The 15476-nt window shown below is 72.8% G+C and carries 13 protein-coding genes; 7 read left to right on the forward strand and 6 right to left on the reverse strand.

The features are described from left to right. Positions 1-88: 88 nt before the first annotated feature. A complete protein-coding gene (locus tag ACWD4P_RS15650; protein ID WP_449779958.1) occupies positions 89-1396 on the reverse strand; it encodes a hypothetical protein in 1308 nt (435 codons plus the stop codon). A 502-nt stretch (positions 1397-1898) separates the two neighbouring features. On the opposite strand from ACWD4P_RS15650, the gene ACWD4P_RS15655 reads away from it, so the two are divergent. Then, positions 1899-2099 (forward strand): DUF5326 family protein, encoded by a 201-nt coding sequence (locus ACWD4P_RS15655; protein WP_359823683.1) that lies wholly within the window; start codon positions 1899-1901, stop codon positions 2097-2099. Between the two features lie 146 nt (positions 2100-2245). Here the strand turns inward: ACWD4P_RS15655 and ACWD4P_RS15660 are convergent, their stop codons facing one another. Then, a complete protein-coding gene (locus ACWD4P_RS15660; RefSeq protein ID WP_449779959.1) occupies positions 2246-4738 on the reverse strand; it encodes a PKD domain-containing protein in 2493 nt (830 codons plus the stop codon). Between the two features lie 365 nt (positions 4739-5103). On the opposite strand from ACWD4P_RS15660, the gene thiC reads away from it, so the two are divergent. From thiC to ACWD4P_RS15680, 4 genes are all read left to right on the forward strand, one after another. Then, positions 5104-6918: a phosphomethylpyrimidine synthase ThiC gene (gene thiC, locus ACWD4P_RS15665; protein ID WP_359823687.1), complete on the forward strand. Its 1815-nt coding sequence runs from the start codon at positions 5104-5106 to the stop codon at positions 6916-6918. A gap of 114 nt (positions 6919-7032) precedes the next feature. Further along, positions 7033-7263 (forward strand): FitA-like ribbon-helix-helix domain-containing protein, encoded by a 231-nt coding sequence (locus ACWD4P_RS15670; RefSeq protein WP_449779960.1) that lies wholly within the window; start codon positions 7033-7035, stop codon positions 7261-7263. Continuing rightward, the gene (locus ACWD4P_RS15675) at positions 7260-7667 is read left to right on the forward strand and encodes a type II toxin-antitoxin system VapC family toxin (RefSeq protein ID WP_449779961.1); all 408 of its coding nucleotides are present in this window, start codon (positions 7260-7262) and stop codon (positions 7665-7667) included. Before ACWD4P_RS15670 ends, ACWD4P_RS15675 begins: the two co-directional genes overlap by 4 nt. A 156-nt stretch (positions 7668-7823) precedes the next feature. After that, a complete protein-coding gene (locus ACWD4P_RS15680) occupies positions 7824-8261 on the forward strand; it encodes an SRPBCC family protein (RefSeq protein ID WP_449779962.1) in 438 nt (145 codons plus the stop codon). Positions 8262-8328: 67 nt separating this feature from the next. On the opposite strand, the gene ACWD4P_RS15685 is transcribed toward ACWD4P_RS15680, so the two are convergent. Beyond that, a complete protein-coding gene (locus ACWD4P_RS15685) occupies positions 8329-8715 on the reverse strand; it encodes a VOC family protein (RefSeq protein WP_359823691.1) in 387 nt (128 codons plus the stop codon). A 126-nt stretch (positions 8716-8841) separates the two neighbouring features. On the opposite strand from ACWD4P_RS15685, the gene ACWD4P_RS15690 reads away from it, so the two are divergent. Continuing rightward, positions 8842-9768, forward strand: coding sequence for a LysR family transcriptional regulator (locus ACWD4P_RS15690; RefSeq protein ID WP_449779963.1), 927 nt, complete (start codon positions 8842-8844; stop codon positions 9766-9768). 36 nt (positions 9769-9804) lie between these two features. Here ACWD4P_RS15690 and ACWD4P_RS15695 read toward each other — a convergent pair whose 3' ends face one another. The 3 genes from ACWD4P_RS15695 to ACWD4P_RS15705 all read right to left on the reverse strand — a co-directional run bounded on the left by ACWD4P_RS15695 (position 9805) and on the right by ACWD4P_RS15705 (position 13814). Then, on the reverse strand, positions 9805-10692 hold the full coding sequence (locus tag ACWD4P_RS15695) for a hypothetical protein (RefSeq protein ID WP_449779964.1): 888 nt from the start codon (positions 10690-10692) through the stop codon (positions 9805-9807). A 305-nt stretch (positions 10693-10997) separates the two neighbouring features. Beyond that, complete coding sequence (locus tag ACWD4P_RS15700) at positions 10998-12380, reverse strand: metallophosphoesterase (RefSeq protein WP_449779965.1); 1383 nt, start codon at positions 12378-12380, stop codon at positions 10998-11000. A 276-nt stretch (positions 12381-12656) separates the two neighbouring features. Continuing rightward, a complete protein-coding gene (locus ACWD4P_RS15705) occupies positions 12657-13814 on the reverse strand; it encodes a LacI family DNA-binding transcriptional regulator (protein WP_359823701.1) in 1158 nt (385 codons plus the stop codon). Positions 13815-14157: 343 nt separating this feature from the next. Between ACWD4P_RS15705 and hisC the strand changes: the two genes are divergently transcribed. Continuing rightward, positions 14158-15237: a histidinol-phosphate transaminase gene (gene hisC, locus ACWD4P_RS15710; protein ID WP_359823704.1), complete on the forward strand. Its 1080-nt coding sequence runs from the start codon at positions 14158-14160 to the stop codon at positions 15235-15237. The last annotated feature ends 239 nt before the right edge of the window (positions 15238-15476 follow it).

A 15476-nucleotide genomic window follows, 5' to 3' on the forward strand; every position in this document is an offset into this window, starting at 1 on the left:
GGCCGTCCGGCATCGGCGGCACCAGGCGCTCGGTGAGCGTCGCCGCGGGGCGGGCCCGGACGACGACGGGCGGGCGGGCGGCGCCGGGTCAGCCGGTGACGTAGTAGCCGGTCACGTCGGCGATGACGTCCAGGTCGGCCCCGTGGTTGTGGATGGAGTAGGTGCCGTCGGCGGCGACCGCGGTGGTCGCCGAGTTGGAGGTGGTCCGCCCCGTCGTCACGTTGACGGTGGAGGTGTCCGTGGGCAGGCCCGGCCCGGGGAACACGATGAGGTGGCCGTCCGCGACGACGTCGGTGGCCGTGACGTTGGCCTCGACGCCGACGGCGTTCGGCACGGAGCCGTCCGTGGGGACGGCCTGGACCCGCACGGTGCCCGACCCCGGCACCGGCCCGCCCCCGACCCGGGAGTCGAAGCTCCGCACCGGCGTCTTCAGCGCGCTGAACAGGCCGGTGCCGGAGGGGCCGAAGTAGCCGACCACGTCGACGATGACGTGCACCCCGCCGACGTGGTTGTAGACGTCGATCCTGCCGTCCGCCCCGACCGGCACCACGACCCGGTTCGAGGCCGTCGTGCTCACCGGGAAGTTGAGGTTCGAGCCGTCGGGCCGGGGCCGTCCGCTCGGGTACACGGTCAGGTAGCTGTCCCAGTAGCCGTCGACGGCGGTGACGTTGAGGACCACCGCGCTGGCGTTCTCCGTCCCCAGCTCGGGGCGGGCGACCTGGTAGCTGCGCACCGAGTTGGTGTTGAGCCGGTCGGTGCCGTCGGTCCGGCTGTCGGCGATCCGGGTCGGGCGCAGCGGGGCGTACTTGTCGGTCGCCGCGGTCCGGTAGTAGCCGACCACGTCGAGGACGACGTCGGTGGTGCCCGCGTTGTTGTAGACGGTGAGCCACGGGACCCAGCGGCTGACCGGGCCGGTCGCGACCGTGACCAGGTTCGAGACGGTCTGGCCGGGCGCGAAGTTCACGCTGGAGGTGGCGGGCTTGGTGCCCGGCGCGCCGGGGGCGGAGCCGAGTGAGACGAAGCCCTCGGCGGTCGGGTTGGTCACGGTCACGTTGACCACCACGGCCGTGGCGTCGGACGGGATCACGCCGTAGCACTCCTGCGGCGGGTGGCTGTGGCAGCCCACGGCAACCGGGGTCGAGTAGTACTCGCCGGCCTGCACCGGCCGGGCGGTACGGGTCTCCGGGACCTTGCTGTAGTCGCGGGTGTCCAGGATCCGGGTCGGGGCCATCCCGACGAATCCGGCCGGTGCGGTGACGTCCGCGGCGGTCGTGGCCGCCGGTGCGGCGGCGGGTGCGGTGACGGGTGCGGCGGCGGCCGGGACGGTGGCGAGGGCCGCGGTGGTGAGGGTGAGCACCGCCAGGGCGGCTGTGGACAGGGCTGTTCTGGCCCGCATGATTCGGATTCCCCCAGGTCGACGGTGCCGGACGGGTTTGCTTCCGGCACTGGTTGGACGTCTGGGAACGCCGGGGGTTGTACCCGGGCGGAGGAATTCCGGGCCGCCGCCGGCGCCGTCGGGACGCTGCCGGCCGGCGGGACGACGCGGTGGCGAGGCCGGGGACACGGCGGGGCCCGGCAGGTCAGGGTGAGGACGGCCGGGAAGGCCAGGGTGGCGGTACGACGGGCACGCAGGGCCCGGTTCCCCCAAGTGCGGCTGGTGCACGGGTGGTTCCGGATGCCGCGGTATCCACGGGGCGTCCGGGCCGGGCCCGGACGGTAGGCGGATCCCCGCGTTCTTCGGGGGTCACCCGGGGGGCCGGGGTCGGGGGGATCTCGGGGTTCTCTCCGGGCCGTAGGGCCTCGTTCCGCTACTCGCACCACCGTACGATCGAAGTACCGAAAGCAAGCGGGATGCGGCACCGGACGGCGGCCGACCCGAGGGGAGAAGAGGAACCGACATGGCTGAGCTCTGGAAGTCGCTGCCCTCCTGGGTGCGCAACATCGTCATCCCGGTGCTGGTCCTGGTGCTGGCCTGGAACGTCTTCGCGTTCGTGTTCGGCGTCGTCGGCGCACTGCTCTCGATCGTGATCAAGGCGCTGGTGGTGGTCGGCATCGCCGCCGCCGTGGTGGTCCTGGTGAAGAAGGCCGCCAGGAGCTGACCGACCGCCCCCGCAACGCCGCCCTGAGGCCCGGTCCCCGTGTGGGGGAGCCGGGCCTCGGGCGTTCCGGCGGCGGCCTGGGGAACGCCGGAGGCCCGCCCCGCCGACGTGTGCTCCGGTCGACGGGACGGGCCTCCGGGCGGCCGCTACTGGTTGCGGTAGTAGCCGAAGAGGTCGGCGATCACGTCGGTGGTGCCGGCGTGGTTGGCGATCTCGAACGTGCCCTCGGAGCTGACCGGGATGGTGGTGTGGTTGGAGACGTCCATCCCGGGGGTGGCGTTGAGGTTGCTGGTGTCGGGCTTGGCCGTCCCGGTGGCCCACGCGGTGAGGTGGGTGGCCCCGAGGGTCCCGGTCGCGGTCAGGTTGACCACCGCGGCGCTCGCGCCGGTGGGCACGCGCCAGACCCGCTGGCTGGTGAACGGCGCGAAGGTGACGTTGCCCCGCGAGTCCAGCAGACGGGTCGGGGTGACGGGGGTGAACAGGCCCTTGCCGTCCGGGCTGTAGTAGCCGAAGACGTCCACCACGAGGTGGGAGCTCGCGGCGTTGGTGAACAGTTCGATGCTGCCGTCCGCGCCGAGCGGGACGACGACCTGGTTGGCGATGTTCCGGCCGGGCGCGGTGTTGAGGTTGGAGCCGGCCGCGGGGCGCGCCGTGCCGCCGGGGTAGACGGTGACGAAGCCGGCCGAGGCGGATTCGGTGGCGGTGACGTTGAGCACCGCGGAGGTGGCGCCCGCCGGGACGCCGCCGGTGCCGGCGACCTGGAGGCGTCGGGGGGTGCCGCCGGTCAGCGGGGTGGCGTCGGAGCGGGTGTCGAGCAGCCGGGCCGGGGCGAGGGAGGTGTAGCGGTCGGGGGCGGCGGCTGTGAAGTAGCCGAGGACGTCGGCGACGGCGTGCACGGTGCCCGCGTTGTTGCGCACCACGACCTTGCCGTCCGGGCCGATCGGGACGGTCACCAGGTTGGCGACGTCCTGGCCGGGGCCGAAGTTCACGTTCGACGTGGTCGGCCGGGCGGCGGCGGACGGGTAGACGTCCAGGTGGCTGTTGGCGGTGCCCTCGGTCGCGGTCAGGTTGAGCACGACGGCGGTGGCGCCCGCGGGCACCAGGGTCCCGGAGCCGGGCTTGCGGACGTCCAGGTCGATGGTCTCGCCGGGGCCGAGCCGCGGGTAGCGGCTGCCGGCCTCACGGGTGTCCAGGACGCGGGTCGGCGCGATCGCGGTGTAGCCGGCCGGGGTGTAGTCGACGCTGAACCACCGCTGGTCCGTCAGGGTGGCACCGAGCTCGTCGGTGGCCGTGAGCTTCACCGTGTAGTTGCCGGGCTTGGCGTACACGTGGCGCTCGACGGGGCGGTCGGGCCCCGAGGCCGTGGTGCCGTCGCCGAAGTCGTAGGAGTAGTTGGCGATCCGCGTCGGCATGACGGGGTTGGCGTCGATCCGGACGGCCAGCGGGTCGGAGTCGCTCTCCGGGGTCACCTTGAGGTCGGCCTTGAAGGAGCCGACGACCTCGTGGGCGCCGCGGTCGCGGAACGCGCCGTTCGGGCCGGCGTTGGGGGCGTCGGGGTGGTCGATCGGGCGGTGGCCGAACAGGTCGACGGCCGGGGTGCCGGGCACGTCGGGACCGGCGGAGTCGACCACGATGCCGGGCTGCCAGGTGTCGAGCGCGGCCGTCGGGACCGAGAACGGGAACTGGTCGAAGTCGAAGCTCATCGAGTACGGGTTCAGGTCGTGGGCGCCCTGACCGGTCGCGGCCTTCAGCTGCGGGGCCTCCAGGTAGTCGGTGCCGCCCCACTTGTAGACCGGGGTGCTACCGGGAAGGGGGGACTCGACGGTGTTGTAGTCGAGGACGGTGCCCTCGGTCGAGCCCGCCGACACCTGGACGACGGATTTGTCGGCCAGGTTGTTGGTGATCGTCGCGTGGTGGGACGCGCCGGCCAGCTCGATCGCGGTCGACACGTTCCACTGGTAGCGCACGGTGTTGTGGGTGATGACCGTGTTCGGCGCGTCGGTCACCGACACGGCCGACCCGAAGGTGGAGCTGAAGTCGTTGCCGGCGATCACCGTCCCGGTGGCGCCCGGACCGACCTTCACACCGCCGTGGGGCAGGCTGACGAGCGAGCGCTCGACCCGGACGCCGTCGCTGGCGCCGGTGATGCTGACGGCCGGCCGGAAGATGTCGCCGTTCGGCTGCTGGATCCAGTTGCCGGAGAGCTCGACCCGGCTGACGGCGTCGAGTTCGAAGTGGGTCAGGTTGAAGCCGGAGAACACGATGTCGTGCCGGCCGGACATCTTCACCGGCTGCTTCTGCGCACTGCTGATGACCGGGAAGGACTTGCGCTCGAGGAGACTGCCGCCCCCGCGGAAGGTGATCGGCTTGCCGGGCTCGCCGGAGCGCTTGATGACCAGGTCCTCGGCGTAGGTGCCCGGGGCGACCTCCACGGTCTGGCCCGGCAGCGCCTGGTCGGCGGCGGCCTGGATGGTGCAGAACGGCTGGGCCTGGGTGCCCTGACCGCTGTTCGTGCAGGCGCCGTTGGAGCCCTGGACGTACAGGATGGTGGCCGGTTCGGCCGCCATCGCGGGCAGCGGCAGGCCCACCACGGCGGAGACCACGGCGGCGCTCAGACCGGCCGTGTGACGGATGCGCACGGTGTACTTCTCCCCCAAGAGTCGTCAAAGCCGCGACACTCCCGCTCGTGCCCGACCCGGGTGGGCCGTGCCCGACCTGATGGAGTGTCTGCGGAGCATTGGTGAGAATTATGGGGGTGGGGTCGGACGTTTCCGGCCGCGGGGTGCCCCTGGGCGGAAGGCCGGCCGGCCGGGGGGCGTTCTGGACCTGCGGCGATCCGCTCGCTACGGTGTTGGACGTCGTGTGCAGGCAACACCGCCTGCGACGCGGGAGCTCGGAGCACCGGGCTGAGAGGACGCTGACCGGGACGTCGACGGACGGACCGACGGCTGCGTCGACCGCAGGAACCTGACCGGGTAATGCCGGCGTAGGGAGTAGAGGTCCGATGACCACGTTCGAAGCACAGCCGCAGTCTGCCCAGGGCGCCCCCAGCAGCGAGCGCACCGGGTACCCGACCCCGGCCTGGCGCAAGGCCCACCGCGAGGGTTCGCGCCCCGACCTGCGCGTCCCGTACCGCGAGGTGCAGCTCACCAACGGCAGGACCGTCCCGCTGTACGACACCTCCGGCCCGTACACCGACCCGTCCTACGAGCCCGACGTGCGGCGCGGCCTGCCCGCCCTGCGGGACGCCTGGATCCGCCAGCGCGGGGACGTGGAGGAGTACGACGGCCGCGAGCCGCGCCCCGAGGACGACGGGATCAAGCACACCTCGCCGCGGGGCGGGAACCTGCGCAACCTGGACGCCGTCTTCCCCGGCCGTCCGCGCCGCCCGCTGCGCGCCCGCGGCGGGGTGGCCGTGACCCAACTCGCCTACGCCAAGCGGGGCGTGGTGACGCCGGAGATGGAGTTCGTGGCGCTGCGCGAGGGCCTCGCGCCCGAGTTCGTGCGCGCCGAGGTGGCCCGGGGCCGGGCCGTCATCCCGGTCAACGTGAACCACCCGGAGGTGGAGCCGGCGATCATCGGCACCAACTTCCTGGTCAAGATCAACGCCAACATCGGCAACTCGGCCGTCACCTCCTCGATCGAGGAGGAGGTGGAGAAGATGACCTGGGCCACCCGCTGGGGCGCCGACACCGTCATGGACCTCTCCACCGGCCGCAACATCCACACCACCCGCGAGTGGATCCTGCGCAACTCCCCGGTGCCGATCGGCACCGTGCCGCTCTACCAGGCCCTGGAGAAGGTGGACGGCAAGGCCGAGGAGCTGAGCTGGGAGGTCTACCGGGACACCATCGTCGAGCAGTGCGAGCAGGGCGTCGACTACATGACCGTCCACGCCGGCGTGCTGCTGCGCTACGTCCCGCTCACCGCGCGCCGCAAGACCGGCATCGTCTCGCGGGGCGGCTCGATCATGGCGGCCTGGTGCCTGGCGCACCACCGGGAGAACTTCCTCTACACCAACTTCGAGGAGCTCTGCGACATCCTCGCGAGCTACGACGTCACCTTCTCGCTCGGCGACGGCCTGCGCCCGGGCTCGATCGCGGACGCCAACGACGAGGCGCAGTTCGCCGAGTTGAAGACCCTCGGCGAGCTCGGCCGGATCGCCCGCGAGCGGGACGTCCAGGTGATGATCGAGGGCCCGGGCCACGTCCCGATGAACAAGATCAAGGAGAACATGGATCTCCAGAAGGAGATCTGCGACGAGGCGCCGTTCTATACCCTCGGCCCGCTGACCACGGACGTCGCCCCCGGCTACGACCACATCACCTCGGGCATCGGCGCCGCGATGATCGCCTGGTGGGGCACCGCGATGCTCTGCTACGTGACCCCCAAGGAGCACCTGGGCCTGCCCAACCGGGACGACGTCAAGACCGGCGTGATCACCTACAAGATCGCCGCCCACGCAGCCGACCTCGCCAAGGGCCACCCCGGTGCCCAGGCCTGGGACGACGCGCTCTCCGACGCCCGCTTCGAGTTCCGCTGGGAGGACCAGTTCAACCTGGCCCTCGACCCGGAGACCGCCCGCGCCTTCCACGACGAGACCCTCCCCGCCGAGCCCGCCAAGACCGCGCACTTCTGCTCGATGTGCGGCCCGAAGTTCTGCTCGATGAAGATCTCCCAGAAGATCCGCGACGAGCACGGCGACGGTTCCACGGCCGTGAGCACCGAGTTCGACGCCGAGGCCCTGGCCGGCATGGCCGAGAAGTCCGCCGAGTTCGCGGCCCAGGGCAACCGGGTCTACCTCCCGCTGGCCGACTGACCCACCGCACCCGGCGCCGCCCCGAGAGCTCCCGCCTCTCGGGGCGGCTCCTCGTCATTCCTGCCCCGGGTTCCTTTGTCTGCATTATGCAGGCAGTGGAGCTAGAATGCAGACATGACTGCCCTCACGATCCGGGACGTCCCGGACGATCAGATCCAGACCCTGAAGATCCGCGCGGCCCGGGCCGGCAAGTCGCTCCAGGCGTTCATGCAGGACCTGATCGCCAGGGAGGTGTCCAAGCCCACGATGGCGGAGATGATGGAGAGGCTGAACCGCGAGACCACTGCCGACGTCAGCTCCGCCGACGTTCTCGCAGCCATCGACGAAGGGCGAGCCGGGCGTTGATCGTCATCGACTGCTCCGCCCTCGTCCTGGTCCTCACGGCCCACGGTTCCGACGGGGAGCTCATCCGCAACCGGGTGGCCGGGGCCGGGGACGTCTACGCTCCCACTCTCCTCGACTACGAGATCCAGTCGGCCCTCCTCGGCATGCGGCGTGGCGGCAAGCTGACCGAGAAGGAAGCGGAGAGGGCGGTCGCCGCATACCGGATGCTTCCCATCGCCAAACGGGAGACCCTGCCGTTCTGGGACCGGGTGAAGACGCTGCACGCCAACCTCAGCGCCTACGACTCCCAGTACGTCGCCCTGGCGGAGGCCCTGGGCGTACCGCTGGTCACCAGCGACGCGAGGATCGAACGCAGCGGTGCGGCAAAGTGCGAGGTCGAGGTCTTCGCTTCGGCCCGCCCCTGATCGGCGCGGCTCCGCGGAGGAGGCCCCTGGTCGTCCTCCCGCGCAGTCGTCGGCGCGGTTGTTGCCGAGAATTCTTCGCGGGGAGCGATGAGTTTTCGGCGCGGCCCCGGTCTACCCCCGTGCAAGCGATCGTGCGACCACCGAGGAGACACCGAGATGACCGAGAACCTGGGCGAGCTGACCATCACCCGTGAGCTGCCCGGTGCCCCGGCCGCCGCGTTCGAGGCGTACTTCGAGCCGGAGCGGTTCGTCCGCTTCTGGGGTCCGGTCGGCACCCACGTGCCGCTGGAGACCGTGGCCATCGAGGCGAAGGAGGGCGGGCGCTACGACAGCACCATGGTGATCGACGGGACGGGCGAGCGGTACCCGCTGAAGGCCCGGATCGTCGAGTTCCGGGCCGGGGAGTCCTTCACGATGCTGGAGGAGGGCTCGGGGATGCGCTCCACCCTCACCTTCACCGACCTGGGCGAGGGCCGTACCCGAGTGGTGCTGCACCAGGTCGACGTGCCGGAGATGTTCCGCGGCCCGGAGGCCGAGGCTGGGCTCAACTCCAGCTTCGACCGGCTGGTGGAGCACCTCGCCGGCCGGAACTGACCTTCCCCCGGCGGTGTTTCGCGGTGCCCGCCCCGGTCCACCCCCGTGGGTCCGGGGCGGGCACCGCTCAGCCGACGGCGTCCTGCGGGTACCAGCGGAGTTCGACGGTGTTGCCGTCCGGGTCCCGGACGTAGACGGAGGTGGCGGTGCCGCGGGCGCCGAAGCGGGGGACGGGGCCCTCGAGGACGGTGAAGGTGCCCGCGTCGATGACCTCCTGCCAGTCGAGGGGTTCGACGGTGAGGCAGAAGTGGTCGACGTTGGACTCGTGGCGGGGACCGACGGCCAGGTCGATGATGGTCCCGGGGCCGACCCGGACGGACGGGAAGGACACCTTGCCGGCGCGCCATTCGTCGACGCGGACCGGCTCCAGGCCGAGGAGGCCGGTGTAGAAGGCCAGCGAACGTTCGACGTCGGCGACGTTGAGGACGAGGTGGTCGAAGGCTGTGACGCGCATGGGGATCGGCTCCGTTCCGGTGCTCCGCTGGTGGCGTGGTCCACGATCCTCCAGGTCGGAGGCGTGATCAACGCGCGATCGCCGTACGATCGTTGAGCCTGGTTCAACGATCGAGGGGTGGGGCGGATGCTGGAACGGCTGGAGATCGAGGTGCTCCTCGCGCTGGCCGAGGAACTGCACTTCGGCCGGACGGCCGAGCGGCTGCACCTGACCACCGGGCGGGTCAGCCAGGTGGTGCGGAAGCTGGAGCGCAGGATCGGCGGGCCGCTCTTCGACCGCACCAGCCGGTCGGTCCGCATCACGGCGGTGGGGCGGCGGTTGGTCGACGACCTGGTCCCGGTGGCGGCGGCCATGGCGGCGGCGCTGCGCCGGGCGGAGGACGCGGGCCGGGGCGTCACCGGGGAGCTCCGGGTGGCGTTCCTCGGGGAGTGGACGGCACCGGTGCTGCTCAGGGCGGTCGCGCTGTTCGGTGAGCGGCACCCGGAGTGCCGGGTGGACGTGCGGGAGGTGCAGCTCTCCAACTCCCGGTCCAGCCTGGAGGACGGCTCGATCGACGTCCTGGTCGCCTCCTTCCCGTTCGACGGCATGGCCCGGGGGCCGGTGCTGCTGAGCGAGCGGCGGGTGCTCGCGGTGGCCGCCGGGCACCCGCTGGCCGCCGAGCGCTCGGTGTCGGTCGAGGTGCTCGCCGACCACCCGGTGGTGCAGTTCCCGGCCGTCACCTCGGCGGGCTTCAAGCGCGACCGCACGCCCGACCGCACCCCGGCCGGCCGCCCGGTGCCCAAGGGGCCGTCCGGCAGCACCTTCTCGGAGATGCTCAGCCTGGTCGCGATGGGCCGCGGTGTGCTGCCGGTCGGCGAGCACTCCCGCCGTTACTACCCGCGCCCGGACGTGGCGTACGTGCCGATCCACGACGCGCCGCCGATCGAGCGCGGCCCGGTCTGGCTGGAGAGCAACTCCACGGCCCGGGTCCTCGCCTTCGTCCGGGCGGCCGCGGACATCGCCTCCGAGGCGGCCGCGGAGGCGGCGCCGTTGTGCGTGGTGGCCGACGGGTGACCGGGCGGGCGGGGCGGCGCCGGGGGCGCGGAGGGCTCAGCGGACCTCGTCGGGCCCGGTGAAGTCGGGCGGGGTGTACCCGGGGCCGGTGAAGTCGGGCGGGGTGAAGGCGGGGCGGGGAGCTCGGCCCTCGGGGCCGGTCGGCCCGTCGGCGCCGGGGCTGGTGAAGTCGGGGCTGCTGTAGCCGGGCCCGGTGAAGTCGGGGCTGCTGAAGTCGGGCCCGGTGAAATCGGGGCTGCTGAAGTCGGGGCCGTCGCGCCCGGCCCGGGTGTCCGGGCCAGGCACCGGCGGCAACGCGGCGAGCAGGTACGGGAGGAGGCCGCGCTCGCGCAGCGCGGTGCGCCACTCGCGGTGGGCGTCGCCGAGTTCGGCGGTGAGCTCCGGGTCGGTGCCGGCCGGGGTGGTGGTGGCGCCGTCGCGCAGGGCGGTGAGCAGCAGTCCGACGATGCCGATGGCCATCGAGGCGACCCCGGCGGCGAGCGCCACCCAGCCGGCCGTGACCAGGGACCGGCCGAGGCCGAGGCCGGGGTCGGTGGCGCGCAGCAGGTAGCCGGCCAGCAGCAGGAGCAGGGCGGCGGCCCAGGCCAGGATCGGGGTGAGCACGGTGAGGACGGGGAACAGCCCGGCGCCGTCTCCCCCGGAGCGCAGCTGGGTGAGCAGTCCGGGTGCGGCCGTCCCGCTGCCGGGCGGTGGCGGGGGCGTGCTGTGCAGGCTCTCGCGCAGCCGGGTGTAGTGGGTGTACTCGGTGGCGGCCGCGGCGTTGACGCGGTCGGCCTCGCGCAGCGCGCCGAGGCGCAGTTGGTCGGTGGTGAGCGCGCCCGGTGCGCGCAGGGCGGCGAGGACGGCGCGGTCGCGCAGGGCTTCCGTGAGGAGGCGCTCGTATTCCGCGCGGTCCTCGGCGAGCAGTGGCGGGGGGTTGGACATGGGGACCCCGTTCGTGCGGACCCCGATCGGCGCGCTCCGGGGGCGCGCGGCCCTCGGTGCGCCGGAACGGGCGCGGAGGCGGGCCGCCGGACGGGCGGCCGGGTGTGGTGTGCCTCATGGTAGGGGCGGGTGCGCCCGCGCTGACAGTCGGTTTCCGGAACTTCGCGCCCCGGGGCGCGCGCGTGCGACGCCCCGGGCGCCGGGAACAACTGTTCCACGGAGGTGGTCGGTTGACGACCGGTCGGCGCCTCGACGGGCGGTCGACGGGTGGTCGGTTGACGACCGGTCGGCGGCCGGCCGGTGCCTCAGCCGATGGGCAGCCGGGCGACCAGCAGCCGTCCCTCCATGGTGACGCCGCCGTCCATCGCCACCGCGAGGTCGTCCGCGTACACGTACGGGCCGGGGATGTGCGGCGGCTGGCCGTCGTCGTTGTGCACCGCGCCGGTGAGGTACGGGATCGGGCTGTGCCCGTGCACGATCCGGCTACCGCCGTAGGTGTCCAGCAGCTCGTGGACGGCGGTCGGGCCGGCGTCGCCGCGGAAGGCGAACCGCTTGGTGAAGCGGCGGAAGCAGTCCCACCACTCGTCCACGCTGCCGTCGGCGAGCAGACCGTGCACCGCGTCGTTGACGTCGGGGATGGACTCGCCGTACTCCAGGTACGCGGTGGTGTCGGAGTGCAGCAGCAGGTGGCCGTCCTCCAGCGCGATGGCGGGCAGCCGGGAGAGCCAGCTGATGTGGTGCGCCTCCAGCCGGTCCAGGTCGTTCTGCTGGCCGCCGTTGAGCCGCCAGGCGGCGAGGAAGGAGGCGGTGCCGGCGGTGGACTGGACGGGCTCGTCGCCGTACTTGGCGGCGCCGAGGAACAGCAGTTCGTGGTTGCCCATCAGGGCGCGGCAGTAGCCGCCGGCCGCGGCGGCCTCGGCGGCCAGCTGCATGACCAGGTCGATGACGCCGATGCCGTCGGGGCCGCGGTCGGTGAAGTCGCCGAGGAACCAGATCCGGGCGCGGCCGGCGGACCAGTGGCCGTCGGCGTCGATCAGGCCCTGGTGGCGCAGCTCGGCGCGCAGCTCCTCCAGGTAGCCGTGCACGTCGCCGACGACGTAGACCGGGCCGGGCGGCTCGCCGGGGCCGGGGGCCGGGTACGGGTAGGTCGGTGCGGCGGGGTCGGGGAGCGGCGGGCCGAGCTCGATGGTCGGCGGGTCGTCGCGGCCGGCGAGCCGGAGTGCCGGGGAGGGCTGGTCGGGCAGGGCGGGCTCGTAGCCGCCCTGGTCCCGGGCGTCGTAGCCGGCCTGGTCCCGGCCGTCCTCGTACCCGGCCTGGTCCCGGCCGCCCTCGTACCCGGCGCCGTCCTCGTACCCGGCCTGCTCCCGGCTCCCCTCGTACCCGGGGCCGTCCTCGTAGCCGCCCTGTCCCTGGTGGGAGAAGGCCGGGGTCTGGTCCATGCCGATCCCCTGGGCGTGCACGGTGTGGCCCTGGCCGTCGGCGGGCCAGTGCTGCTCCAGGTAGCGGGCTCCGCCGTAGCCGCTGTAGGTCTCCCCGTCGTAGGCCTCGCCCTCGTAGGGGGCCGCTGGATAGCCGGGGGCGGGATCGGGTTCGTAATAGGTGCCGTACGGCAGCACGTCGAGGTCCGGCTGGTGGCTGGGGCCCGAGTGGGGGTGCTCGGGCCCGGGGAAGCGGTCCTCGGGTGTCATTCGCCCATCATAGGAAGACCACTCTCCCGGCGTCGTCACCTGGTGGGTATCCAATCCTCCGGAGCGTCAGCCGGGCGGCCCGCAAGGTCCGTTTTGTCCCGGCTCGGTACGGTCTCGTCAGCTCTGACCGGGCCCCGCGCCCCGGCCTCGGCGCCCGGGCGGCGCGGTGGTTCGGGCGCGTCCGGTGCGGTGGTCCGGGGCGCGTCCGGCGCGTCCCGCGGGTCCCGTCGGATCAGGGCGTCGGCCGCCCGGAGGGGATCCGCGGGACACGCCGCCCTAGACCTCGCCCGGGGGCCGCGGCGGGCTGACGGTGGTGCGCGGACTCCGGCGCTGGGAGGACGCGCGGACGATCAGCTCGGTCGGCATCAGGGTGCCCGGCGGCGGCCCGGTGCCGGCGGTGCGGAACCGCGGCGGGAAGAGCCGGGCGATGTCGACGCCGGTGCCGGAGTCCACTCCCTCGATCGCGTCGATCAGCAGGTTGACCACCGTGGTGCCGATCTTGCGCGGCTTGAGCGAGAGCGTGGTGATCGGCGGTTCGGTGGCCGCGTAGACGTCGCTCTCGCTGCAGCAGACCAGCAGGAGGTCGTCCGGCACCCGCAGGCCGTACCGGCGGGCGGCGGCCAGCAGGTCGGTGCCGTTGGGGTCGAACAGTCCGTAGACGGCGTCCGGCCGGTCGGGGCGGGCGAGCAGCCGGTCGGCGGCGACGGCGCCGGCGGCGGGGTCGTGCGCGGGGTAGGTCTCGTACACCGGCTCCTGCCCGACCTTGGCGCACCAGCCGAGGTAGGCCTCGGTGGAGAGCCGGGTGTAGGTGTCGGTGCTGGTGCCGGTGAGCAGGCCGATCCGGCGGGCACCGGCCTCCGAGAGGTGTTCGAGGATGCCGAGCACGGCGGCCTCGTGGTCGTTGTCGACCCAGGCGGTGACCGGGCAGTTGCCGGGCTTGCCGTCGCTGACCACCGGCACGCCGGACCGGTACAGCTCGCTCACCAAGGGGTCCTGGTCGGGCGGGTCGATCACCACGGTGCCGTCCAGGGCGATGTTGCCCCAGACGTCGTGGCGGGAGGAGGCGGGCAGCACCACCAGCGCGTAGCCGCGGCCCAGGGCGGCGCTGGTGGCGGCCCGGGCCATCTCGGCGAAGTACGCGAACTCGGTGAAGGTGAACGGCTCTTCACCGTAGGTCGTGACGGTCAGCCCGATCAGGCCGGACCGTCCGGTGCGCAGGGTGCGGGCGGCCGCGGAGGGTCGGTAGCCGAGGCGCTCGGCGACCTCGCGCACCCGGCTGCGGGTCTCGTCGGGCAGGCGGCCCTTTCCGTTCAGCGCATCGGAGACCGTGGTGATCGACACTCCGGCGGCTGCTGCCACATCCCGGATGCCGGCCCGCTCCAGACGCCGTGAGGTAGTGGGCCGCCGACCGCTCTGGTTGGCTGCTGCTGTCATGGCGGACCGATCGTATGGCTCCTGACAAGGGTCTGTGACCGGCGCATCGGGAGCCCCCAGAGATACGTTTCTCCAAGAGTGAGCCGGGGTGCGCCCCTTCGATACCCGCCTGAAACCAGGCCTCTTACCTCTGACATGTGCCAAAGGAACGGGGCAGAATGGCTGATCCGAGCCTGTAACCCGACCGGGCATCTCACTCCTAAGGGTGAGGGCCGATCGGTATCGTGCAAGGCACCCGACCGGGGTGGTCCGGGCGCGTCACGAGGTCCCGGGCACGGAGGCGAACCCGTCCGTGGCGGGCGAGCGCACCGGAGAGTTCCGAAACTGGAAACGGAGTACGACCGTGAGCAGTGGTACGTCAGCGCAGGGCCCGCGGCTTCGGCCGACCCTCGACGGCATCCCCACGTACAAGCCCGGCAAGCCGGCCGGCGCCGACGCCTTCAAGCTGTCCTCGAACGAGAACCCCTACGCGCCGCTGCCCGGCGTGCTGGAGACGGCCGTCCAGGCCGCCGGTTCGCTCAACCGCTACCCCGACATGGGCGTCACCGAGCTGACCGCCGTGCTGGCCGAGCGCTTCGGGGTGCCCGCCGAACACATCGCCACCGGCACCGGTTCGGTCGGCATCGCCCAGTCGCTGGTGCTCGTCACGGCCGGCCCCGGCGACGAGGTGATCTTCGCCTGGCGCTCCTTCGAGGCGTACCCGATCGTCGCCACGGTCTCCGGGGCCACGCCCGTCCCGGTGCCGCTCAAGGCGAACGGCGACCACGACCTGGACGCGATGCTCGCCGCGGTCACCCCGAACACCCGGCTGATCTTCGTCTGCAACCCCAACAACCCCACCGGCAACGTGATCCACCGCGCCGAGCTGGAGCGCTTCCTGGACGCCGTCCCCGGCGACGTCCTGATCGTGGTGGACGAGGCCTACATCGAGTTCATCCGCGACCCCGAGGTGCCCAACGGCATCGACCTCTACCGGGACCGCCCGAACGTCTGCGTGCTGCGCACCTTCTCCAAGGCGTACGGCCTGGCGGGCCTGCGGGTCGGCTTCGCGATCGCGCACGAGCCGGTCGCGGCCGCGCTGCGCAAGGTCGCCACCCCGTTCGGCGTGAGCCAGCTCGCCCAGGCCGCCGCCGTCGCCTCGCTGCGCGCCGAGGACGCGCTGCTGGAGCGGGTGGAGGCGCTGGTCGAGGAGCGCACCCGGGTGGTGGCCGGGCTGCGCGCCCAGGGCTGGGAGATCCCGGACTCGCAGGCCAACTTCGTCTGGCTGTGGCTCGGTGAGCGCTCGCAGGAGTTCGCCGCCGCGTGCGCCGAGGCCGGTGTGGTCGTGCGGCCGTTCCCGGAGGGCGTGCGGGTGTCGATCGGTGAGGCCGAGGGCAACTCGATCTTCCTGGCGGTGGCGGAGGCCTTCCGCAAGTCGCTCTGACGTCCTGCTGCTGATCGCAGGGGCGCGCTGGTCCTCCAGCGCGCCCCTGCGGCGTTTCCGCGCGGCGGCCGGCGGCTCCGGGCGGACACCCCGCGGCTCCGTGAGAACGGCCTCAGAACACCCTCCCGGATGGCTGGAGATCGCTGGGAGCCCGCTGGGAGTTCGCCCAACGGCCGCCCACGGGACGGCCAAGGCGCCCGCACGGGACGGGTGATCCGTCCGCAATGCCCGGATCCGGC

Source organism: Kitasatospora sp. NPDC002543 (assembly GCF_053594915.1).